This window comes from Zooshikella ganghwensis DSM 15267 (genome assembly GCF_000428585.1).
GTDB lineage: Bacteria > Pseudomonadota > Gammaproteobacteria > Pseudomonadales > Zooshikellaceae > Zooshikella > Zooshikella ganghwensis.
Genome location: NZ_AUAF01000019.1, coordinates 1 through 22542, shown reverse-complemented (window position 1 = coordinate 22542; position 22542 = coordinate 1). Strand labels below are relative to the sequence as shown.

The window sequence follows — 22542 nt, the reverse complement described above, 5'->3', positions numbered from 1 at the left end:
GGAGGGGTGCTTTACCGACGATTCACGGTAAAGCCTGTCGTTTGAGCGAACAAAAGAAGCGCATGTGGAATGTAGCAGAAAAACTGAAAGTGCTACTCTGCAAGCTTGTTAATGATTTCCCACTGATATTGCGTCACGGGCATGATGGATAAACGGCTACCACGCTTAAGTAGGGGCATTTCATTAAGTTCTGGCTGTTGTTTGAGCTCTTCAAGCGTGATCATACGGGGATACTTTTTATAAAATTTAACATCTACCATAAACCAGCGAGGGTTCTCGGCTGAGCTCTTGGGGTCATAATAAGGAGAACTTGGGTCCCATGCTGTGTGGTCAGGGTAAGCTGTTTTACTGATCTCTGCGATACCTACTATTCCAGGAGGTTTGCAGCTTGAGTGATAAAAAAAAACTAAATCACCTAACTGCATTTCGTCACGCATCATATTGCGCGCTTGATAGTTTCTGACGCCGTCCCAGGCTTCGGACTGGTTAGGGGTATCAAACAGATCATCAATACTGAAGACGTCGGGTTCACTTTTCATTAGCCAATAGCGTGTTTTTATAGCCATTTGGAAGTAGACCTTGAAATAGGAAAATAAATTCGTTCTATTTTCATTATTCTAACGCAATGAGGTAAGCGTCACACTTGAATGCTGTCTATCAGAGTAGAATGCGGCAGTTAGCGTATTATTTGTAGGGTTCATATTGAAAGTTATATGACTCATTGTTCTTAACCAGTGACGGTAACTTAATGAGTGGTGTTAGTTGTCATGACACAAAAAAAACCAGATTTCATGACGGTGTTAGTCGCACTTTTTTTATTTGGGGTTATAGCTACGGGGGTTGTGCAAATTAATGGGCACCTCTAAAAGTAGTTTTGCATTATCTTCCCACCATGCAACTGAATAAGTGCTAGCTAGTTTGACTTGTAGCTAACAGTGGTATACCTGTTGGTCAGTAGCGATAGCATTTAAGGGTATATCCCAACTGGCTACAGGCAATTTATCTACGCGTTGGCACTCATGTGCGACTCCCATTAATTTGGGGTGACGCAAGGTTGGTCTTGCCTGTATAAAAGCAAAGGTTCGGTCATAGAAACCTCCTCCCATCCCCAAACGACCGCCATGAATATCAAAGCCAACCAGAGGTAAAAGGACCAGATCGAGTGCCCAAGGCGCAATAATGCTATTACCTCGACGGGTTGGCTCAGGAATATTGAAATTGTTCAGAATTAAATTGGTATGCGGTTGATAATGTACAAACCATAGCTTGTTATGTGTATCGGGTCGAAGCACAGGTAAAAATACCTGTTTGCCTAATTTCCATAAAAAGCGAATGGTGGGTGTTAAATTAATTTCGCCATCACTTGCGATATATACAGCAACTGTTTTGCTTTTAATAAATGTGAGATTTTTTTTCAGGTGGGTTAACAGGTGTTCACTGGCAAGCTGTTGTTGCTGTTTGGATAGTTGGCGACGTTTTTGACGTAGTGTTGTGCGGAGTGTTTTTCGAGTTGGGTTCATATCATATGAGAGAAAATGACCCCCGGTTTGCCGCTGTCAGTATAGCCCTTGAACCCATGGTTCAAGGTGGTGGCTGCTGAAATACATTGGGCTTTCCACTTTTAAGTGGACATGCACGCCAGTATTTGCGAGGAGCCTCCTAAACTTAGATTATCGGCTCAGGGACAGTCGTGACTGGCCTGCAAACCAGGGAGCCTGTTTAAGATTATAATGATTTAAGAAAAATAGTCGCGGTTTTTTTTAGATAATTTTTGCATCAATAACCAGGGTCACTATTTACGTCTTGTAACACCTTATCGACTTTTTCGACAATCTGTTCCACCTGACGTTTGGTTTCTTCCTGGTCTTTAGAAATAGATTTTGCCAGTTGTAATAACTCATGGGCTATATTTAGTGCAGCCATTACCGCGATACGTTCTAAACCTATCACTTTGCCAGTACCGCGGATATCACGCATTTTACTGTCGAGGTAATTAGCGGCCTCTACTAGAGCGGCTTTTTCTCCATCTCCACAGCTAACGCGGTAATCTTTATCTAAAATACTTACAGTTGTGGTATTAACAGCAGAATTGCTCATGATTCTTGTTCCAGAGCTTTAAGTCGGCTGATCATGGCTTCAACTTTGCTACGTGCGAGTTCATTCTTCTCGACGAGTTGTGCCCGTTCCTCGCGCCAAGCTTGCTCACTTGCTTTAAGCGTTTGGTTTTCTTCTAGTAATTCCTGGCATAGAGCTAGAAGCTCATCGATTTTGTGATGAAGCATGAGATTTAATTGTTCATCCATAGCCTTTAGATTAGCCGTAATATCAGCGGTTACTATAGATTGCCTGATGAAAAGGGTCAATCTTTGGTACAGTGTTACAGATTGAAATGATAGCATTAGTCCAATTAATTGGCGGGTATAGGTTTAATATATGGTCAATAATCCTCATCATGACGAGAAAGCCCTTGACTATGACAATTTGTTTGAATTGTTTTCTAGCTTAAAGTCAATTCAAACCCCAGCAGAGCTTCATGGTCAGCTGACGGGGTATTTGTGTTCTGGAAAACGTTTTCAGCCAGATGCATGGTTACAAGTTGCACAAAAAATGATGGATATTGATGCATTAACGGATGAGGCAAAGGTTACGTTAATTAATCTGTATGACCATGTGATTACTGCACTGGAAGATCAAGCCTTTGGCTTTCAGCCTTTTTTACCAGATGACTCAGAGTCATTAACAGCTCAAGCTCGAGCTATTGGGGGTTGGTCTCAAAGCTTTTTAGCAGGGTTTGGTTTAGGCGGTGCTATTCAGTCATCGCTGTCTGAGGAAGTTATTGGCATACTTCGTGATTTTGCTCAAATTGCTCAGCTGGAAACAGAGCTGGAAGATAGTGATGGTAACGAATCAGACTTAACTGAAATTATTGAATATGTGCGTATGGCAGCGTTACTAGTGTATACAGAATTTAATAAACCTGTGGACTCAAAAAAGGGGCAATCAAGCGAGCCTAAGAAAAAACATTAATGTTTGCTTGTTAACGTTCTCGGCTTTGGCCATTATTGAATACACATGACGGCTAAAAATAAGCTATTAGAAACAACGGGTTAGAATTAATTCATATCATGGTTTTCATTAGACATGAGTTAATTCAGGTTATAACCACTAACAGTATTGCTTTACCTGCAATGCCTTAGCTTCTAAATGGCCAAAGTCGAGAACGTTGACATCACAATTTATATAAATGACGTTAGGTAAGGTATTTTTGAGCAAAGAAGACAGTAGCTGTGAGTCCGGAAAGATGGTGGGTTGCTCAACTTGGTAATCATAGGGAATCTAAATGAAAAAAATTACAGCAGTAGAATATAAGCATCGTCGGAGTGCGTTAATGGCTGAGATGGAAGCAAATAGCATTGCCATCTTACCTTCAGCACCTCTGCAGCCTCGCAATCGTGATGTGGAACATCCTTATCGCCAAGATAGTGACTTTTACTATTTAACTGGATTTGCTGAGCCGGAATCAGTTTTGGTATTAATTCCTGGTCGATCTCATGGCGAGGCTGTACTTTTTTGCCAGGAAAAAGACCCTGAAAAAGAGCTGTGGGAAGGTCGGCGTGCAGGTCAGGAAGGTGCTGTTGCTGATTATGCTATGGATGATGCCTTTCCCATTAATGATATTGACGAAATTTTACCGGGTTTAATTGAAGGGCGCTCCAGAGTTTATTATGCCATTGGAGCCAATGAAGCCTTTGATCGTCGTTTAATGGGATGGATAAAGTCCATTAAGTCTAAAACGAAGCAAGGTGCTCAGCCTCCAGGTGAGTTTATTGCCCTTGAAAATATTCTGCATGAACAGCGGTTGTTTAAAAGTGAAGCAGAAATAGCAGTGATGGCTGAGGCTGGAGAAATCTCTGCAAAAGCACATTTAAGAGCAATGCGTGCCTGTCGGCCCGGCATATATGAATACCAGATAGAAGCTGAGATGCTCCATGAATTTATGCAGTCAGGTGCACGCTTTGCGGCCTATCCCAGTATTGTGGGTGGTGGGGAGAATGCATGTATCTTGCACTATACCAACAATGATTGTCTGCTTAAGGATGGTGAACTCATTCTTATAGATGCAGGCTGCGAGCTTGATCATTATGCCGCAGATATCACCCGTACTTTCCCGGTAAATGGACGTTTTTCAGAAGAACAGAAAGCTATATATGAGTTGGTACTGACTGCTCAGCTTGAAGCCATTGAAGCTATCAAACCTGGTACCGTGTTTAATCATATCCATGATATTACTGTGCGGGTGATTACAGAAGGTTTGGTTAAGCTTGGAATTCTGAAGGGCGATGTGAATAAGTTAATTGAAGACGAAGCTTATAAGCCTTTCTATATGCATAAATCCAGTCATTGGATTGGTATGGATGTTCATGATGTTGGTGACTATCGCATTGCAGGACAATGGCGTGATTTAGAACCTGGAATGGTGATAACCATTGAACCAGGCATTTATATCGCACCTGACAATATTGATGTTGATCCCAAGTGGCGCGGGATTGGGGTACGTATTGAAGATGATGTTGTGGTGACTGAAACTGGGCATAAAGTATTAACCAGTGAGGTACCGAAACACGTACATGAAATAGAAGCACTGATGCAGCCAATTCAGTGAGTTTTGAGTTGAGGGGATGTTGATGCACTTTCCTGTAGTCATAATTGGTGGAGGAATGGTTGGTGCGACACTAGCACATACGCTGTCTCGAATATTGCCGCAAAAAACTGCATTGATTGAAGCATCACCATTTCCTGCTGCGCCTCAAGTCGATTTGCAACCTAGTTTTGATGCCCGGTCAACCGCGTTAGCATGGGGCACTCGCTTATTATTTGAGCAGCTAGGGTTGTGGGATGAGCTAAATAGTCAAGCAACATCTATTGAGCATATTCATGTATCAAACCAGGGCCACTTTGGTTTTACACGATTACATGCTCAGGATGAGGGGGTGTCAGCTCTGGGTTATGTCATAAGCAACCAACACTTGGGGCAAACGCTTTTTAAACATTTATTAATTGCTGAAGAGAAGCAGGCGCTCGAGCTTATCATGCCCGCTAAAGTGGTAGCTCTTCACCCTAATAATCAAGGCACCTCTATACTGATTGAGCGTAATGATACAACAGAGACAGTTACTGCTGACCTTATCATTATTGCTGATGGAGGTCGTTCAGGGTTGACCGAGCAGCTGGGAATCGATATTACTGAAAAGCACTATAATCAATCGGCATTGATAGCCAACGTGGCATTAAGCAAGTCTCATCAAAACATTGCTTATGAGCGCTTTACGGAGTCAGGCCCTATGGCGTTATTGCCACTTTCTGGTAAACACTGCGCTCTGGTTTGGTCACTGCCTGAAGCGATGGTTGATGATGTGGCATTAATGCCAGAAGCTGATTTTGCCTCACACTTGCAGCAAAATTTTGGTTATCGGCTGGGGCGATTCGCTAAGATTGGTCTTCGACATATTTATCCACTTACCCTACGGTGCAGTACAGAGCAAGTACGTCCAGGACTTGTGGTGCTGGGTAATGCTGCGCACCAGCTGCACCCTGTGGCAGGTCAAGGGTTTAACCTGGCCTTGCGAGATGCACTTCGCTTGGTGGAGGTTATTAAGGAAGCGTTGATGCGAGGGGAGCCTCTATATTCACTGAAAACATTGAATCACTATGTGCAGCGTCAAGAGGCTGATCAACAATTGACTATTCAGTGGAGTGATCGACTGGTACGTTGGTTTAGTGCAACCACACCTTCAATTTCTATATTGAGAAATCTCGGTTTAATTGGCTTGGATCTATGCTTTCCAGGCAAATCTTTTTTTACACAGCATGCGATGGGAATGGGTTTACCTGCTGCAAAAATCAACTAGGGCTAAAGACGAATGAAGTCATATGATATTGTAATTGTCGGTGGCGGTATGGTTGGTGCTGCTATTGCTTTGGGGATAAGCCAGCAAACTGATTATAAAATTGCAATAGTCGATCATCAGCCCCTGGATCAATTACTATCCTGGCCCAAAAGAGATTGTATTGATAACCGAGTAAGTGCTGTAACCCTAGCCACTGTAGATTTTCTTAAACAGCTTAACGTTTGGGATACGATAGAAGTATTTCGAAGTAGTGCATTTGAGCGGATGTTTGTATGGGACAGTGAAGGAACAGGACATATTCAATTTACGGCAGAAGAGGTTCATCGCCCACAACTGGGTTATATCGTTGAAAACAGAGCCATTCAGGCCGCACTTTGGCAACAGCTTGAAAAAGATACAGCAGTTGATGTCTACAGTGAACATGTGTTGACGGCTTTAGTGGCAAATACGCCGGCTGTTCTTTCTAGTACGTCTCAAAATACTCATTTTCCAGTGACGACTCATCCCTATAGTGTTGTATTAAATGATGGACAAGAGTTGTCTGCTTCATTAGTGATTGGTGCTGATGGTGCCAAGTCTCAGGTGCGGCGTTTAGCAAAGTTTACAACCAGAGAGTGGGATTATCTGCACCATGCTTTAGTCGCAACAGTAAAGTGGCAAAAAAATCATCAGCAAACAGCATGGCAAGTATTTCTCCCGACAGGTCCACTCGCATTATTACCCCTCAATAATCTGAATGGTCAACAACACGTCACTTACCAGAATACCACTTCAATTGTCTGGTCTGCACCTGCATCGCAAATAGATGAGTTAATTAAGACGTCAAAGAGAACCCTTTTAAGGCAGTTGTCACAGGCTACTGAGAGGTGTTTAGGAGATGCCATTGAAATAGATGATCTTGCATCATTTCCACTACGCCAACGTCACGCCAAACAGTATTATAAAAAAGGTGTCGTGCTTGCAGGTGATGCTGCTCATACGATACACCCGCTTGCAGGACAAGGTATGAATCTGGGTATGGCTGATGCACTGACTTTAGTGACAGAAGTTTCACGTGCGGCTAATAGAGGTGATACACCAGGAGGTGAACATATCCTGTCACGTTATCAGCGACAACGGATGCCTGATAATTTGATGATGATGGGGTTAATGGAAAGCTTTCAACATACTTTTCAAAGTGAACAATTACCAGTCAGGTGGCTGCGAAACCAAGGTCTAAATTGGGTAAATAAGCAAGGATGGCTAAAGCAACAGTTGATCAAGAAAGCAGTAGGCCTATAAGTTAAACGTTAGCAGCTCATGATAAAGATAAATAGCGTATCATGTTGACGTTTTTTTGATGTGTGAGTATCTGTTGCTTGCATAAATGCCAATCATTATCATTAGCAATATACGGTTAAAGGAGCCACACATGTCTCGAAAACGATTTTTCTCATTGACGCTAACCTCCCTCTTTATTGCAACAATGACCATCACCGATGTGAGTCTTGCCAGCAGCTCAGCAAATAAAGGCGAGCTGGTTATTTACTCATCGCGTAAAGAACATCTCATCAAGCCTTTATTTGATCAATATACAAAAGAAACGGGTGTCAAAATCAGCTATGTGACTGATGCTGAAGGCCCTTTAATTGCAAGAATGCAAGCTGAAGGAAAAACGACACCTGCTGACATGTTTATAACAGTTGATGCCGGAAATTTATGGCAAGCACAACAAAAGGGATTGTTGCAGCCAGTACAGTCGGAAACCTTGAGTAAAAATATTCCTGAGCACCTAAAAGATCCAAATAATAACTGGTTTGGTTTATCTGTGCGTGCTCGAACAATGGTTTATGCGACAGATCGAGTAAAACCGGAATCCCTATCTACCTACGAAGATTTGGCTTCAAGCAAGTGGGATGGACGACTGTGTTTACGCACAGCTAAAAAAGTCTATAACCAATCTTTGGTAGGTACTTTAATTGCGCGTTTAGGCCAAGATAAGACAGAAACTATTGTTAAGGGTTGGGTAAATAATTTAGCCGCGCCTGTTTTTTCAAATGATACACTAGCATTACAGGCTGTAGAGGCAGGCCAGTGTGATGTGACTGTGGTAAATACATATTACTTTGGGCGTTTACTAAAAGAGAAGCCTAACCTGAAGCTTAAACTATTTTGGGCCAACCAAAAAACATCTGGAACTCATGTCAATATTTCCGGTGCAGGTATTACCAAGTACGCAAAACACAAAGCTGAAGCTATTGCCTTTTTAGAGTGGTTAAGCAAACCAGAGGCTCAGCAAATTTTTGCCAATGCCAATATGGAATACCCTGCAAATCAAAGTGTGAAACCATCTAAACTGGTTGCTAGCTGGGGTGAGTTTAAGCATGATCAGTTAAATGTTGAGGCTGCAGGGCGATTACAAGGAGATGCAATAAAACTAATGGATCGTGCAGGTTATCACTAACGGGTTATTTCTTAAAAAACGCCTGCATACTGGCAGGCGTTTCTGAATTTTCCTTTCTACACTTCACCCATTTTATATATTCATATAAGCTCATAGCCCTTTATATATCCATCACGAATCATTTTTAGGGTTTGAAGTCCTTCGTTTTGGGTATACAACACTTACAGCCACTTAATTTATTATTGTGGGTAATTTAATCAGGAAAGTAAGCTCGTTGTGATAAAGCATCCCCCATTACTTCGTCGCCTATCATTTACAACCGCAGGCATTGTACTTATGCCACTGCTAGTGTTGATTCTGAGCTGGCATGACTTTCAAACTGACATCTGGTTGCATCTTATAGAAACCCAGTTAGGGCGCTTGCTTGCTAATACACTGGTGCTACTTGTTGGCGTTGGTTTTGGTGTGATGATCATTGGCGTTAGTTTAGCTTGGCTAACGACGATGTGTGAGTTTCCTGGACGAAAGTTTTTTGATTGGGCACTAATGTTACCTTTTGCCATTCCAGCTTATGTATTAGCTTTCGTGTACCTAGGATTTTTTGAATTTAGTGGACCTTTACAAACAGTAATAAGAGAGTGGTTTGGTACAAGTCGTTTTTTCCCCTCAATTCGTAGCACTGGTGGTGTGATATTGGTTTTGGTGTTGGTTTTTTATCCTTATGTTTATATGTTGGCACGGAGTGCTTTTATTACTCAAGGGCGTGGGGCCATGGATGCCGCCAGAATCTTAGGGCTAACACCGTTACAGGCTTTTTGGCGGGTTGCGTTACCCATTGCTAGACCAGGAATAGCGGCAGGGGTAGGGCTTGCACTTATGGAAACTTTAGCGGACTTTGGTGCTGTCGCAACCTTTAATTACGACACGTTTACAACTGCTATTTATAAAGCCTGGTATGGTTTTTTTAACCTGCACGCCGCCGCTCAACTAGCTACATTATTAATGCTGTTTGTGTGTATGGCATTTTGGTTAGAACAAAGAGGTAGGGGAAATGCACAATATGCATTGCGACAGCGCTCAAAGCAGCACAAGCCTTATAAATTAAATGGTATACAGCGATATGTAGCATTTGCTTATGCTGCGAGTGTCTTAGGGCTTGCTTTTATTTTGCCAGTAGTTCAACTTCTGGTATGGGTGGTAAAACAAGGTGCACAAGATATTGATGGCCGTTTTGCAGGGTTAGTGGGGCACTCTTTGTTATTAGCAAGTGCAGCAGGTTTAGCCGTTGTTTGTGTGGCTTTATTACTGAGTTTTGCTAAACGGCTTTACCAGGATCATTGGCTTAAAAAAGCCATCATGGCGGCAAATTTGGGATATGCACTTCCTGGCTCTGTGCTGGCTGTGGGTATTATGTTTGCTTTCAGCCAGGTTGATAATCACCTTATTGTTCCTCTACAGGAATGGCTTGGTGTAGCACCAAGGCAATTACTATTAGGTAGCTTTCTTGCGTTGTTATTAGCTTATATTATTCGCTTTATTGCGGTTGCTTTTGGACCTATTGATGCGGGTTTGCAAAGTATTCGCGTCAGCTTGCATGAAGCTGCGAGAAGTTTAGGTGTGAGTGGGCTGGCTGTTGTTCGAAGAGTATATATTCCGATGTTGGCACCTGGTTTACTAACGGCTGGTATTTTAGTGTTTGTAGATGTCATGAAAGAAATGCCTGCGACACTATTAATGCGTCCCTTTGGATGGGATACACTTGCGGTGCGAATATATGAAATGACATCTGAGGGAGAATGGCAGCGGGCTGCACTGCCAGCTTTGACGTTAGTATTGGCTGGACTTATTCCCGTGTTTATTTTGATGAGGAAGTCTCGTTATCGTAATGAAAGTAGGCCGATCTCAAAAATAAATGAGAAAAATACCTGAAGAGTCATAAAGCATATGCGTTAGAACTTACCATGAGATTTTTGGTTGAAGTTATGGCGACTGTTGTTTATGGTTAAGACGACAGTTTTACCTCCTTGAACTCAGCTTTTGAGAGGACAATAATAATGAGCAACATACCTGCAGAGTTGCGCTACGTATCAACCCATGAATGGGTGCGCCTTGAGGATGATAACACTGCTGTGGTTGGTATTACTGACCATGCTCAGGAATTGCTAGGTGATGTTGTATTTATTGAGTTGCCTGATGTTGATGCAACCATTAGTGCAGGTGATGAAGTAGGTACAATTGAGTCGGTCAAAGCGGCTTCTGATATGTTTGCACCACTTTCTGGTGATGTCGTTGCTATCAATGAAGATCTGGAAGAAGCACCTGAACTTGTAAACTCAGATCCTTATGGAGATGGCTGGTTATTTAAAATAAAAGTTAAAGATCAAGTCGAAGTTGATGAACTGCTTGATGCCGATGCATATCGTGAGCTATGCGAGGCTGATGAATAAGGGTTTGATACACTAAATCAACAGTGTGCTACTTTTAATCAAAATGAGCAGTTGTACTGCTCATTGTGTGATTTGATTTCAATTACTGGTGTATGTTTTGCTGTCTGAAGGTCATCCAGGCAAGTAGGCATTACCTGCACAGAAAGATTTTGCTGCGTTAGTAATTTTTTGACTAATCTACTTTCACTTCCTTCTCTTATGGCCCTTTGGCCTCCCTCCAACAGTGACTGCAAACAGTTTCTTTATTGATGTTCTTTATAAAGTTCAGGGTTTGGTGATCAATAAAAGAGTGACTGTTTTCAATATCTCCTGCTGTATTTTCTCTTCAAAGGCAACTATTAACTACTTACTCTGTCAAAAAGAAGTGCATTAGTATTGGTGTAATTTTTGCTTGAATTTCTGCTTATGTTTCCAACAACAGAAACATGCCACAGCAAAAGTAGCCGTTTATACGAAGTTTGGTTGTTTGATTTGCACCATCAGTTGTTTTCTTTGTGTGTAATCTCTAGTTCAACGCGATAATGAAGAGATTAGAAAGCAAAGCACCCTTTTAAATTATGCAACATGTGGAGTCGTTGCCTATGGTGTTTCGGTTAATTAAGTTAGTCGTAATTATTGCCACCTTGCAAGTCACAGGCTGTGTTATCTTCACTCAGGAAGAAGACTTATCGAGTCAAAATGAAATTAAGGCATTATTAAATAGCCACTATCAAAGCTGGCAGGGAACACCTTATCGCTTTGGTGGTAAAAGCAAAAAAGGCATTGACTGCTCAGCCTTTATTCAACAGACCTATCAGACGTTATTTGGTATAAAATTACCTCGGTCTTCCAGGAGTCAAATAAAAGTAGGAAAGCGTGTGCCGTATAGTCAGGCACAGTATGGTGATCTCGTTTTTTTTCATAATGGCAGAAAAGTCAGCCATGTTGGCATTTTTATGGGAGAAAGTAAGTTTTTACATGTTTCTACTCGTAAAGGTGTCACCATTTCAACTGTTAAAAGTAAGTATTGGTCAAAGCGACTTTACCGCGTGAATCGCGTATTAACTAACTAGTTATTTAGGAAAATACCTAACCTGTTTTTTCTGTCCTTAACAGTGAAAATTAATCATACCTATTTGTCGTTTCCTTCCTTGTTTGTGCGATCAATAATTAAGATTTTTTATAGCCTGTCATAAATCTACCAAGGACGGTAGGAGTGATGGTTTTGGGCTGAGTAAACTATTAAAATAACTGGTTAGTCACTTAGTTATTCTATTTTTTTCTGGAATCTATTGAGCTTTCAGTAAAAAATAATACGGATTTGATTTAAACAGAGTGATTTTCTTTATTGATATCGATCAAAAAAACTAAGAGGTACTTTGAAGGCAGATAGTGCACCGCATTTAGTATTCATTTAATTATGTCAAAAATATAAATACGCACAATTACTTACTAATTTTCGGTTTTATTATTTAATAACCTGGCCTATTATAAAAGCATAAAGAGAATTTAAACCCCAGTTGATTTTAAAGCATTAATCGCAGGGAAAAATAAAAAATTAAATTAGCAAAAAAAGCACTAAAACATACTACATAAGGAGATGTAGCCATGAAAACTTTAAAACTCAGCAAAAAACTAATTGGTGTTATGCTTATCGGCATGGTTCCAGCCATAGGTTGCGCAGATCAATTTTTCAGGATGAATGTTGGAGATAGTTTGACTTATGTCAACGCCGAAAATAGTCATGACGTCGTTCAAAGTAAAATAATGAATGAAAATAATGGTTGGTATAAATTTAACCAGTTTGCAGGGCTAGGCAAGCAGTGGCTGAAAGTTAGTAATGAAGGTCAGATTTATGTTTGGAATGAGTATGACCAAAAAGTAAGTTTAATGACTGATTTTTCAGCTGGAGTTGGTTATTCAAGTGATGTTAAATTTTTCTGTGCAGACAAAACCATTATCTATGAAAAATATGGTCAGCTAACTACTAAAGCCGGTACATTTGATAATGTCACACACTTAAAATTAACTGGTGGATGCTATGATGCAGGAGTAAGCGATATATGGTTTGCTGAAAGTGTAGGCGTAGTTAAGTGGACTGAGATGAGCTTTGTTGGTAGCAGAAGTTTTGAATTGATGGGCAAAAACAAGCCAGGCCTTTAATGGTTAGCTAAATTTAACCAACTAGAAGGAAGAAACGATTGGTGCCGGCACTAGGAGTCGAACCCAGGACCTACTGATTACAAGTCAGTTGCTCTACCAACTGAGCTATACCGGCAATCGAGGTTGCAGATGTTAGATCGGTTAAGTAGAGATGTCAATAGGCTGTTGTTGTTTGAAGGTTGCTCATTAGACTTTAGTGGAACGTGATAGGAAAACCAATGCTCGAAGCAAAAAAGTAGCGAACCCATGGTCATGGGTTCGCTAGAGTTGTATAAGTATTTAATTTAAAAATGAGGTAACTAAAGGTTTTTTCTTGCTAAAGGATGCTTTTTCAAAAAAACTTATTGCTGAATATCAAACACGTTAATTGTTTTCAGTGCTATCATTCTTTTCTTTTAACACAGCTTATTTAAAATCGTCTGCTTTCCCTCTGTTTACATGCACGTCCCATCCGCATATAGTGCTAAGTTTCAGCACTGCTTACTTTAATAGATATAAAGCTGACAGTTTCATTATGGCAAATAGACGAACCTATGGCATAAGCTAGATTTGGACTGAACTTGTAGGAAATTGACCGTACTTATTTGGTGATATGGCCACAATCTGATTTCTTCCCCGTTCTTTAGCTGTATAGAGTGCCGCATCGGCTTTAGTTAATAAGTCATTTATGGTGAAGGTATTGATATGGTCTTGGTTTGACGCAGCCCCAATGCTGATTGATACAAAAGGACTAACAGTACTTGCTTTGTGTGGGATTTCTAGGCTTTGAACAGCTTGTCTAAGCTGTTGGGCGATCTGACGTGCACCTTCCAGGTCGGTCATCGGTAATAACACTACAAACTCTTCTCCGCCAAATCGGCATATATAATCCAATGGACGTTTAAGCGTGTTCTTCAATGCTTGCGCAATTGTTACAAGACAGTGATCGCCTTCCAAATGGCCGTAGTTGTCGTTGTATTGCTTAAAGAAGTCAACATCAATCATCAAGATGCTCAAAGCCTTATGCTCTCTTCGGCATCGTTTTAGCTCTCTTTCAGAAACTTCATAGAATCCACTACGGTTAGCAATCCCTGTTAATACATCAGTTTTGCTTAAGCTTTGTAACTGACTATTCATCATATGAAGTTTACGTTGTATATCTACAATTCTTTGCATAGCGCGTATTTGTGCATGAACTAAAATTGGTTTTAATGGTTTTGTTAAAATACCATCACCACCGGCACTCAACGCTTCTGCAAACTCTCTGTCATTTTCTGTTGCACTGATAAAAATAATAGGCATCCACTCTGATTGTTGTTCTCGAATGATTTTAGCCGTTTCAATACCGTTGAGGTCTGGCATTTGAATATCCATGAAAATCATATCAATATCATGGTTCTTCATATAAGACAGTGCTTCATGACCATCACATACAGCATGAACTGTATGTCCTGTATCACGAACAACTTTTTGCAGAAAAATCCTTATTGAAGGCGTATCATCAGCAATAAGTATATTCAAGTGTTAACCTTGATTCGTTAATCTTATGACAAAGTATGTCTTATAATTATATACGTTTATGAATGATGCTAAGTAAAAAAATAAAATGAAACATATATTTCTTTTTGTGATAAGCATTTTATTTATATAACACAATAAAATTATTTAAATTTTTATGCGGAAACTGTTTAGTCTAACCTGAGTTATATAACGTTAATGTTTTTAAGTCATAGCCAGTGAGATAAGTTGAATAAACATTATATTGCAATATTGTTAAATAGTAGTGCTATACCAAAAATTGAGGGCTCACAGCAGTACTGGTCTGGTCAGTCAAGACGAGCGATAGCAACCACCCAATACGAATGGTTTTTAGGTGCGGCCATCGAGTGACGAAGCCCCATGAGCCTATATTAATAGGTGATTGGGGGGAGGAGAGAAGATAACAAAACCTAGAAATCATTCGTGAAGGGTATAGTTGCTTTAAAGGTGCTAGTTGGGCAGTCAACTAATGAAGCCATCGCAGTCACATATTAATTAAACTCCATGTGCTTCATTGGTAAATAAATCATTTGAGATTCATAACAAAAAACCTTGATGTTCAAAGGTAGTGTTCATGTTTAGTATGTTGAGGTGGTTTAAACAGTCAGCAGAGAAAGAGAAGGACTCGGTTTCTTTTCATGTTCTGAGTAAGTTATGCCGAGATCATAGCTTTATCAATATTCAAATTAATGATGATGATCATATATTTAGAAGTATGATATTGATGGTAGATCCTCAGGAGGAGTTTTTATTGATTGATGATTTATATCCTCCTGTTCCTGAGGGCTTTATTAATGATGGCTGTAAAGTGAGAGTGGATTGTTCTGAGCGAGGTCATAAAACTCACTTTGTTACAACATTAATGTCTATCGAGTCATTTGAAGATATGCCAGCTTTAAAGCTTGAGTTACCAGAGACATTACAGCACTCACAAAGACGCTCAGACTACAGAGTAAGTATTTCACAGTCTGAGTACTTAAAAGTAGTATTAAGCGGATTTGGTACTAAGGTTGTGAATGGGAGAATACTGGATTTATCAACAAAAGGAGTACAAATAAAGTTTGCGGGTCCCATTCCTGAAGGAATACGCCAGGATGTTATCGTAAACAATTGTATGTTTACATTGCCAGATGGAACAAGTATTAAGTGCCGTATTCTCGTGAGTCATGCGAAGTGTTATCGAAAGCCTATTACTTATACATTAGTAGGTGGTAGATTAATAGAGCTGTCATCTAAAGTACAAAAGAAATTAGATCAATTCATTTTTAAAATACAAAGAGAACAGCGCAGGAGGGAATTAAATAATAATTAAAGATATGATTTAGGCTTATATATTAAGGACATCTGAATGAGTGGCTATGATAAGGGAATATACAGTAGACTTAGGAAAAATAGCATTCTAGCTTGGATGCTGATTATTGGGATTTCACTTCTAGTTTTTGCTATACCACTAGGTATACTAATAGGTATTCTTTATAACTTTGCTGCGAGTGAGTTGACACTTGCTATTTGGATTGGCTTAAAAAGTACTTTGTTTTTGATCTTTGTGGGTATTGTAATTTGTCTTATTGCGACAGCATCGATTAACTCAAAACGTTAGTCCTTTCCTGAGTTTTCTTTCTTTTTAAGCTGTTCAAGAAAGTTTAGTGTGCTTTGCTGGCGCTTTAAAAAAACAACTGTTTGTAATAAATATGATAGGTTATAAATAATGTGACCACTGTATACTATGAATATAGCGAGCAAGGTTAAATTAACTATCTCGTGCTTCATAATTATTATGTGAAAATATTGTGGTTTGTAATATTATTCCATATATCACAGGTTTGATGCAGCTCGTTAGCTTTAATTTTTGGGATGATTTGTCTTTTATGGTTGCAAGTTTTTCTGTAAGCTGTTTTGCTATTACTAGCAATTCAACTTTCTTCCTGCAATTGCTATGTAGAAAGTGAAAAATTAAGATCTCTTTAGGGAAAAGAGGTATGGCAATTAGCGTTGTAAGTAATAAGAGACATATAAATGTAAAGATGTAGTACAGGTCCATTGTTTTTCACCTTGTTATTAAAGGTAAAAATCTACACATAAGGAGTTTAGCACAAAAACTTAAATGTGCTGGAGTTGCATCATATTTTTTGAGGTATCTAGCTTATTAATACTGCATGGTTTGGTGAATAATATACTTCAGGCTTATGAAGGGTAGTTTATACCCTTCTTTTTTGTATATCATAGTACCAGTTTTTTAGCCCAGGTTATTGGTTTGATTCATCTAGCTCACTTTGTATTTGAGAGATTCTATTATCCTTATCTTTTATTCTTCGTTTCAAAGACTGAATTCTGCGCTCAAGGTCTTTAAGTTTAGCAAATGACTTTTTGTTATTTTCACTAATTGCTGCTAGCTCACTTCTATCAGAAGTAAGTTGATTTTGTAATTTGTTAAATTCTACAGTAGACATTGCAGTAGTTTTTTTAGCAGACTCCTGTTGAGATGACACTTTAGATTCCTGAGTAACTATTTTTAACCTGGCTTTATCTGTTTCTTTGTTTTTAGGCTTAATACTTTTAGGTTTGATATAGTTGCTTTTTGTTGTGGTGGGTGGGCTGTCAGTGGACGCGACTTCAGTGCCAGTCCCTTGAAAGTTTTGCCACTGGTTATGATGTTTACTAATTTGGGTAATGGCCTCTGCGTAAGGTATATTAGAAATTTCATTTGTGCTTGGGATTTTTATGTCAACATTTTTCCTTAATAGATTTAAATTATTATTAATGAATGCATGAGGGTTTTGTTTATATATGGCTACCATGGTTTGTTGAAGAGAGACTGCTGTAGAAGGCCTCATTTGTGCCGCTATTTCCATAAGTGTATCATTCTCGCTCACATAATAGTGATCAGGGCTTGAAGGTTGGTAACTGGGAGGGTTGACATGACGTATCTTCTGAGGTAGAGGCTGTGTAATAGGTGGTTGTGTTTGTTTAGCAACTAAAGTGTCGTAACGTCTCTGATATTTATGTACAAAGGCGGGTAGTTCTGTTGTTACCTCGTACTTTCTAACCATTTTACCACTAGGCCAAATGAGAGAAACAAATAAATCAATAGAGGGTTCTTTAATGGGTCTATCTGTTGTTATTTTAATAAATCCAGTTTGATCTGGGTTAATCGTTACATCAAAATTATAACGAGTATAAAAAATCTGTTGATTTGAACCTAGCTTGTTCATGTCATCAGAGCTTGCAAATTTAGCGATTATTTCATTTTCTGTTAAATCACCTATTTCTATGAGCTCCAGTTGAGCATTTAATGGTTCACCATAAGAAGATTTAACCTCTAACTTTCCCAATCCAAGCGCGAGTACAGAGCCTGAAAGAACAAAACCGAAAGAAGTAATAATTAATGCTTGTGGGAACCTCATAGTATATTTCTCTTTATAAACAAGCCAGTTATTTTGATTTTAGCTATAACAACTTTATTATAGCTAATAAGTCACATAAATAAGCCTCTTGATTAAAAATTGTAAATATATTTATAGTGATAAAATGAGTAATCAATAAATTAAAGCGGTTTTATATAAGCTCGACTTTGGCCATTTAGAAGCTAAGGCATTGCAGGTAAAGCAATACTGTTAGTGGTTATAACCTGAATTAACTCATGTCTAATGAAAACCATGATATGAATTAATTCTAACCCGTTGTTTCTAATAGCTTATTTTTAGCCGTCATGTGTATTCAATAATGGCCAAAGCCGAGATAAGGTGAACTTTAATGAAGGTTGTTTAATAAATAAGGTGACTACGAATAAAAAATGGTTTTTGATGGGCTTGAGGCGTGTTCGATTAACGTTATGCGGAATTTGGGCGAAGGTTGTTTAATAACTGTTTTTTACAACGTTAGAATTAAAAGCAGAAACCTTTACTCAGTAGCTAATGGTCCAGTATTAATTTTTGACTATTTCCATGTTTATCGATTTGGTAAATCATTTGATTAGCGCTACCACGCCATGTCAGCGTAGGGTTAGCATGTTCTATTTCAAATTTGCCATCAATAAGTACGTCGATAAAAGGAAGAATTTGTTGCTGTTGCTCACTAAAATTTTCAAGTGTATAGCCTGTCCATAGCCAAATATCTTTATCTGGACATTCCTGTTTAACGGTCTTAACCAGATGAAGGATTGTTTTAAGGTTAGAGGGGTAGAGTGGATCGCCTCCTGATAAGGAGAGGCCGCGTCGTTTGATACGAGTGTCTTTTAGATCTTTAATAATTTGAGTCTGTAGTGCTTCAGTAAACTTATCTCCTGAGTTTGGATGCCAGGTTGCCTTGTTGTAACAGCCTTCACAGCGATGTTCACAACCTGACACAAATAGTGTGCAACGGGTACCAGGCCCGTTGACAACATCTACAGAAAAGTATTTATGGTAATTCATGGCAATGGAAAGCGCTGCTACTTATAAATGTTTAACACGGCGTTTAACTTCTTCTTGTTTGCCATCATTAAAAGGGCGTGCATCAGGGCTGCCTAAATAACCACAAACTCGACGAATGACAGATACTTTTTCTGGATCACGATTACCACATTGAGGACATACAAAGCCTTTACTTGTACAAGAAAACTCGCCCATAAAACCACAGCTGTAGCATTCATCAATTGGCGTATTAGTGCCATAGTAAGGAACACGGCTATAGCTGTAGTCCCAGACACCTTCCAGAGCTTCTACATTGCGTTGCATATTGGGAAATTCTCCATAGCAAATGAATCCCCCGTTGGCGATGGCTGGATATGCCATTTCAAAGTCAATCTTGTCATAAGGATTGACCTTTTTCTCTACATCTAGGTGGAAGCTATTGGTGTAGTAGCCTTTATCAGTGACACCAGCAACCACACCAAATGTCATTGTATCGAGCTTACAAAAACGGTGGCACAGGTTTTCACTTGGCGTACTGTAGAGACTGAAGCCGTATCCTGTCTCGGCTTTCCAGGTATCAACAGCATTACGCAGTCGTTGTATGATAGCTATTGCTTTGTCCTGTAAAGTCTTGTTGTCGAATACATGCTGATCGGTGCCATAAAGTGCATTGACGGTTTCATGTAAACCTATATAGCCCAATGAGATTGAAGCGCGACCATTTTTGAAAATATCTGCAATACTGTCGTCTGCTTTCAAGCGGACACCACAAGCACCTTCCATATAGAGTATGGGGGCAATTCGGGCTTTGACATTTTCCAGGCGTGCAATACGAGTATCCAGTGCCTTACGCGCTAAGCGCAGTCTTTGTTCTAGTAGTTTGAAAAATGTTGCTTCGTTGCCTTTTGCTTGAAGAGCAATGCGTGGCAAATTTAGGCTAACGACACCTAAATTATTCCGTCCATCATGGATTAATTCACCATTTTCAGCATAAGCACTTAAAAAGCTGCGGCAACCCATAGGCGTTTTGAATGACCCTGTAACCTGTTCAACTTGTTCATAGTTAAGTATATCCGGGTACATTCGTTTCGCGGCACACTCTAGAGCCAGTTGTTTTATATCGTAGTTTGGATCGCCGTTTTGTTGATTGACGCCTGTTTTAATAGCAAAAACAAGTTTGGGGAACACCGCCGTTTTTTTATTTTTACCAAGTCCGGCAATTCGATTTTTGAGAATAGACTGCTGAATAAGTCGAGCTTCCCATGAAGTTCCCAGTCCAAAACCAAAGGTTACAAAGGGTGTTTGTCCGTTCGCGGTATGGAGGGTATTGACTTCATACTCCAGCGACTGAAAGGCATCAAAGCACTCTTTTTCGGTGCGAGCTTTCGCAAAAGCATCAGGATCTTTGATATCCCACTCCAATGCCACTTCCCGATGTTTGATATAGCTGGCTTTGACATAAGGTGCAAGGATCTCATCAATACGGTTAATAGTGGTTCCACCGTATATGTGGCTGGCTACCTGAGCGATAATTTGCGCTGTTACCGCTGTTGCTGTGGAAATCGATTTGGGTGTTTCAATTTCTGCATTGCCCATTTTAAAACCATGCGTCAGCATACCTTTCAAGTCGATAAGCATACAGTTGAACATGGGAAAGAATGGTGCGTAGTCAAGATCATGATAGTGAATATCACCGTCAGTATGAGCCTGAGCGATGGGTTTAGGTAACATATGTTGTAAAGCGTAGTGTTTGGCAACTATACCCGCCAGTAAGTCTCGTTGGGTGGGAATAACTTTACTGTCTTTATTTGCATTCTCATTGAGAATAGCAGCATTGGTTTGCTCAATGAGTCCTCGAATTTCTATATTGAGCCGGCTAGTACGTTCACGCATCATATCGCGATCATGACGATATTCAATGTATGCACGAGCTAAGCCTTTATAAGGACCTTGCATAAGTTGGTTTTCAACTGCATTTTGAATATCTTGAATATCAACTTCATCAAGCGTGTTCAGTTGTTGGCTAACATTTTTGGCAACCCACTCAGCATAAGCATCATCTTTACAGTTTACTGCAACACAAGCACGTAAGATTGCCTCTTTAATGCGCTGACAATCAAATGGTACACGACAGCCATCACGCTTGATAACAATGGGCTTCACTTGCTTTCCTCACAACTTTTTTCAATAACGGTGTTTAATTTAACAAGCTGCTTAATTGGGTGTTTTTTAACCAGTAAGTTTGCTCTTCAGTACAGAAACTGAACACTCTCTAGCGTACTTAACACAAACATCGCTACTACCCTAGTCGGTAGCGGCGTTTTGATGTACTACAAGATGTTGTAACTTTGGTATGACTAACTACTAAATATGGTATATCAATGAGGGAAATTTGCGAGCTGAATACGTTGACTTAAGTCAGTGTAATTCTTCTGTGTACAAAATATATACAGGTTGTGCTTTTTAAAGCAAAGCGAGTGTCGTTAATCGAAGGTTATGGTCTATTGGAAGTGATGATGCATATGTTGATAGAAATTATGATTGTATACAGATATTGAAGTGTATATAAAAAACAAGATATACAGTGATTTGTCGGGGGGGGGGGAAGGCAAGGCAAGGGGCATAACCGCGTAAATACTCTGCATAGTGTATATTATTACGTGTGAGTTAATTATGTCTTTGTGAAAATTGACTTATGAAAAATAGCGGCTAACAGTCCAATAGGAAGCAGTGTTGTGAGTATATCTGCAATACTATGATACTGTTGATACACCATTAGTGCCAAATATAAGATGAAACTTAACAATAAGAGTAGCCAGCGTTGAGGAAATAGTTGATATAAAGATAAAACTAAGGTGAATGATACGGCGGTATGGGTACTGTAGTCGAGCATGAGATGGGGCCATATTTTAAAAGTATTATCTAAGAACATGACTCCATAGGAAGTAATAGTTAGAGCTATGAAGTAAAAAACAACTTTTTTAAGTACTTTTACCTCTTTGCTATGTTTGTTTACTGAAAGAATAAGAGTGCAAAAGAGTATACAAGCCAAAAGAGGGATATATAAGTCTGCAATAGTATCTAAAACTTCATAGCTCATAAGCACCTGTAGTATAACAGCATTAGTGGGTCTCGACTTTGGCCATTTAGAAGCTAAGGCATTGCAGGTAAAGCAATACTGTTAGTGGTTATAACCTGAATTAACTCATGTCTAATGAAAACCATGATATGAATTAATTCTAACCCGTTGTTTCTAATAGCTTATTTTTAGCCGTCATGTGTATTCAATAATGGCCAAAGCCGAGTGGGTATGCTATGAAATAATATATGTTATTGAATACACTTTGAAGAAAAACTAAGGATTGATTAATGTATAGTGAATCGAAGTGACATTAATTAGATACATATACCCTTTGTTATGGATATAGCATCTAATTAATGACATATAATATTGTCTATTCGTTAAACTGCTTAACCCTGTCAAGATAACCTGCTGGGAGGTCTCTTGAGATTTCGCCGAGCGACCTACGGGTTGCATAAGGTACACAGACATCAGGCGCTAACTGTTCATAAACTTTTTGGCTCTATATGGATTCCTAGGGGGTAGCATATAATACAACCAAAGATGTATTATGCACGTCTATTTGGGTAAATTAAGTGTACCCCCTCTGCAATCGTGTGCTGCAGTAAATAACGTACAAGCCATACCGCTAATGTCTTCTTACTCAGTTCTCTGTCTGTTTAGTACGCTG

The 22542-nt window shown here is 39.5% G+C and carries 19 protein-coding genes, 1 tRNA gene and 1 other RNA gene; 11 read left to right on the top strand and 10 right to left on the bottom strand.

Annotated elements, in window-relative coordinates; genetic code table 11:
* Positions 1-92 precede the first annotated feature (92 nt).
* The 5 genes from F607_RS0106600 to F607_RS0106585 form a co-directional block, all read right to left on the bottom strand.
* Positions 93-566 (bottom strand): EVE domain-containing protein, encoded by a 474-nt coding sequence (locus F607_RS0106600; RefSeq protein WP_027707458.1) that lies wholly within the window; start codon positions 564-566, stop codon positions 93-95.
* Positions 567-929: 363 nt separating this feature from the next.
* Positions 930-1520 (bottom strand): 5-formyltetrahydrofolate cyclo-ligase, encoded by a 591-nt coding sequence (locus F607_RS0106595; RefSeq protein WP_027707457.1) that lies wholly within the window; start codon positions 1518-1520, stop codon positions 930-932.
* Positions 1521-1535: 15 nt separating this feature from the next.
* Positions 1536-1716: non-coding RNA, 6S RNA (ssrS, locus tag F607_RS33450), on the bottom strand.
* A 60-nt stretch (positions 1717-1776) separates the two neighbouring features.
* Positions 1777-2097, bottom strand: a complete 321-nt coding sequence (locus F607_RS0106590) for a cell division protein ZapA (RefSeq protein ID WP_027707456.1) — start codon at positions 2095-2097, stop codon at positions 1777-1779.
* Positions 2094-2282 (bottom strand): TIGR02449 family protein, encoded by a 189-nt coding sequence (locus F607_RS0106585; RefSeq protein ID WP_230400372.1) that lies wholly within the window; start codon positions 2280-2282, stop codon positions 2094-2096. Before F607_RS0106585 ends, F607_RS0106590 begins: the two co-directional genes overlap by 4 nt.
* Positions 2283-2433: 151 nt before the next feature.
* Between F607_RS0106585 and F607_RS0106580 the strand changes: the two genes are divergently transcribed.
* The 9 genes from F607_RS0106580 (at position 2434) to F607_RS0106540 (ending at position 12881) form a co-directional block, all read left to right on the top strand.
* Complete coding sequence (locus F607_RS0106580; RefSeq protein ID WP_051311014.1) at positions 2434-3027, top strand: UPF0149 family protein; 594 nt, start codon at positions 2434-2436, stop codon at positions 3025-3027.
* Between the two features lie 313 nt (positions 3028-3340).
* Positions 3341-4663 (top strand): Xaa-Pro aminopeptidase, encoded by a 1323-nt coding sequence (gene pepP / locus F607_RS0106575; RefSeq protein WP_027707453.1) that lies wholly within the window; start codon positions 3341-3343, stop codon positions 4661-4663.
* A 22-nt stretch (positions 4664-4685) separates the two neighbouring features.
* Positions 4686-5909, top strand: coding sequence for a 2-octaprenyl-6-methoxyphenyl hydroxylase (ubiH, locus tag F607_RS0106570; protein WP_038290379.1), 1224 nt, complete (start codon positions 4686-4688; stop codon positions 5907-5909).
* 12 nt (positions 5910-5921) lie between these two features.
* Positions 5922-7190: an FAD-dependent monooxygenase gene (locus tag F607_RS0106565; RefSeq protein WP_027707451.1), complete on the top strand. Its 1269-nt coding sequence runs from the start codon at positions 5922-5924 to the stop codon at positions 7188-7190.
* Between the two features lie 130 nt (positions 7191-7320).
* Positions 7321-8352, top strand: a complete 1032-nt coding sequence (locus tag F607_RS0106560) for an extracellular solute-binding protein (protein ID WP_027707450.1) — start codon at positions 7321-7323, stop codon at positions 8350-8352.
* A gap of 216 nt (positions 8353-8568) precedes the next feature.
* A complete protein-coding gene (locus F607_RS28445; RefSeq protein ID WP_051311012.1) occupies positions 8569-10221 on the top strand; it encodes an ABC transporter permease in 1653 nt (550 codons plus the stop codon).
* Positions 10222-10346: 125 nt separating this feature from the next.
* A complete protein-coding gene (gcvH, locus tag F607_RS0106550; RefSeq protein ID WP_027707449.1) occupies positions 10347-10739 on the top strand; it encodes a glycine cleavage system protein GcvH in 393 nt (130 codons plus the stop codon).
* Positions 10740-11320: 581 nt separating this feature from the next.
* The gene (locus tag F607_RS0106545; protein ID WP_169719770.1) at positions 11321-11791 is read left to right on the top strand and encodes a C40 family peptidase; all 471 of its coding nucleotides are present in this window, start codon (positions 11321-11323) and stop codon (positions 11789-11791) included.
* A 535-nt stretch (positions 11792-12326) separates the two neighbouring features.
* Positions 12327-12881 (top strand): hypothetical protein, encoded by a 555-nt coding sequence (locus F607_RS0106540; protein ID WP_027707447.1) that lies wholly within the window; start codon positions 12327-12329, stop codon positions 12879-12881.
* Positions 12882-12920: 39 nt separating this feature from the next.
* Here F607_RS0106540 and F607_RS0106535 read toward each other — a convergent pair.
* Together F607_RS0106535 and F607_RS28435 are read right to left on the bottom strand one after the other, a co-directional pair.
* A tRNA-Thr gene (locus F607_RS0106535) sits at positions 12921-12996 on the bottom strand.
* A 428-nt stretch (positions 12997-13424) separates the two neighbouring features.
* Positions 13425-14381 (bottom strand): GGDEF domain-containing response regulator, encoded by a 957-nt coding sequence (locus F607_RS28435; protein WP_051311008.1) that lies wholly within the window; start codon positions 14379-14381, stop codon positions 13425-13427.
* Between the two features lie 592 nt (positions 14382-14973).
* On the opposite strand from F607_RS28435, the gene F607_RS0106525 reads away from it, so the two are divergent.
* Positions 14974-15711 (top strand): flagellar brake protein, encoded by a 738-nt coding sequence (locus tag F607_RS0106525; protein ID WP_027707446.1) that lies wholly within the window; start codon positions 14974-14976, stop codon positions 15709-15711.
* Positions 15712-15747: 36 nt separating this feature from the next.
* Entirely contained in the window at positions 15748-15999 is a 252-nt protein-coding gene (locus F607_RS28430; RefSeq protein WP_038290369.1) for a hypothetical protein, read from the top strand.
* Between the two features lie 646 nt (positions 16000-16645).
* Here F607_RS28430 and F607_RS0106510 read toward each other — a convergent pair.
* The 3 genes from F607_RS0106510 to nrdD all read right to left on the bottom strand — a co-directional run bounded on the left by F607_RS0106510 (position 16646) and on the right by nrdD (position 20953).
* Positions 16646-17803 (bottom strand): type IV pilus assembly protein FimV, encoded by a 1158-nt coding sequence (locus tag F607_RS0106510; RefSeq protein ID WP_027707443.1) that lies wholly within the window; start codon positions 17801-17803, stop codon positions 16646-16648.
* A 507-nt stretch (positions 17804-18310) separates the two neighbouring features.
* The gene (nrdG, locus tag F607_RS0106505) at positions 18311-18811 is read right to left on the bottom strand and encodes an anaerobic ribonucleoside-triphosphate reductase-activating protein (protein ID WP_027707442.1); all 501 of its coding nucleotides are present in this window, start codon (positions 18809-18811) and stop codon (positions 18311-18313) included.
* Positions 18812-18832: 21 nt separating this feature from the next.
* The gene (nrdD, locus tag F607_RS0106500; protein ID WP_027707441.1) at positions 18833-20953 is read right to left on the bottom strand and encodes an anaerobic ribonucleoside-triphosphate reductase; all 2121 of its coding nucleotides are present in this window, start codon (positions 20951-20953) and stop codon (positions 18833-18835) included.
* Positions 20954-22542 lie beyond the last annotated feature (1589 nt).

Coding starts and splice junctions, on each gene's coding strand:
- F607_RS0106600 (WP_027707458.1), bottom strand. CDS start 566: ATGGCTATAAAAACACGCTATTGGCTAATGAAAAGTGAACCCGACGTC.
- F607_RS0106595 (WP_027707457.1), bottom strand. CDS start 1,520: ATGAACCCAACTCGAAAAACACTCCGCACAACACTACGTCAAAAACGT.
- F607_RS0106590 (WP_027707456.1), bottom strand. CDS start 2,097: ATGAGCAATTCTGCTGTTAATACCACAACTGTAAGTATTTTAGATAAA.
- F607_RS0106585 (WP_230400372.1), bottom strand. CDS start 2,282: ATGCTTCATCACAAAATCGATGAGCTTCTAGCTCTATGCCAGGAATTA.
- F607_RS0106580 (WP_051311014.1), top strand. CDS start 2,434: ATGGTCAATAATCCTCATCATGACGAGAAAGCCCTTGACTATGACAAT.
- pepP (WP_027707453.1), top strand. CDS start 3,341: ATGAAAAAAATTACAGCAGTAGAATATAAGCATCGTCGGAGTGCGTTA.
- ubiH (WP_038290379.1), top strand. CDS start 4,686: ATGCACTTTCCTGTAGTCATAATTGGTGGAGGAATGGTTGGTGCGACA.
- F607_RS0106565 (WP_027707451.1), top strand. CDS start 5,922: ATGAAGTCATATGATATTGTAATTGTCGGTGGCGGTATGGTTGGTGCT.
- F607_RS0106560 (WP_027707450.1), top strand. CDS start 7,321: ATGTCTCGAAAACGATTTTTCTCATTGACGCTAACCTCCCTCTTTATT.
- gcvH (WP_027707449.1), top strand. CDS start 10,347: ATGAGCAACATACCTGCAGAGTTGCGCTACGTATCAACCCATGAATGG.
- F607_RS0106545 (WP_169719770.1), top strand. CDS start 11,321: ATGGTGTTTCGGTTAATTAAGTTAGTCGTAATTATTGCCACCTTGCAA.
- F607_RS0106540 (WP_027707447.1), top strand. CDS start 12,327: ATGAAAACTTTAAAACTCAGCAAAAAACTAATTGGTGTTATGCTTATC.
- F607_RS0106525 (WP_027707446.1), top strand. CDS start 14,974: ATGTTTAGTATGTTGAGGTGGTTTAAACAGTCAGCAGAGAAAGAGAAG.
- F607_RS28430 (WP_038290369.1), top strand. CDS start 15,748: ATGAGTGGCTATGATAAGGGAATATACAGTAGACTTAGGAAAAATAGC.
- F607_RS0106510 (WP_027707443.1), bottom strand. CDS start 17,803: ATGAGGTTCCCACAAGCATTAATTATTACTTCTTTCGGTTTTGTTCTT.
- nrdG (WP_027707442.1), bottom strand. CDS start 18,811: ATGAATTACCATAAATACTTTTCTGTAGATGTTGTCAACGGGCCTGGT.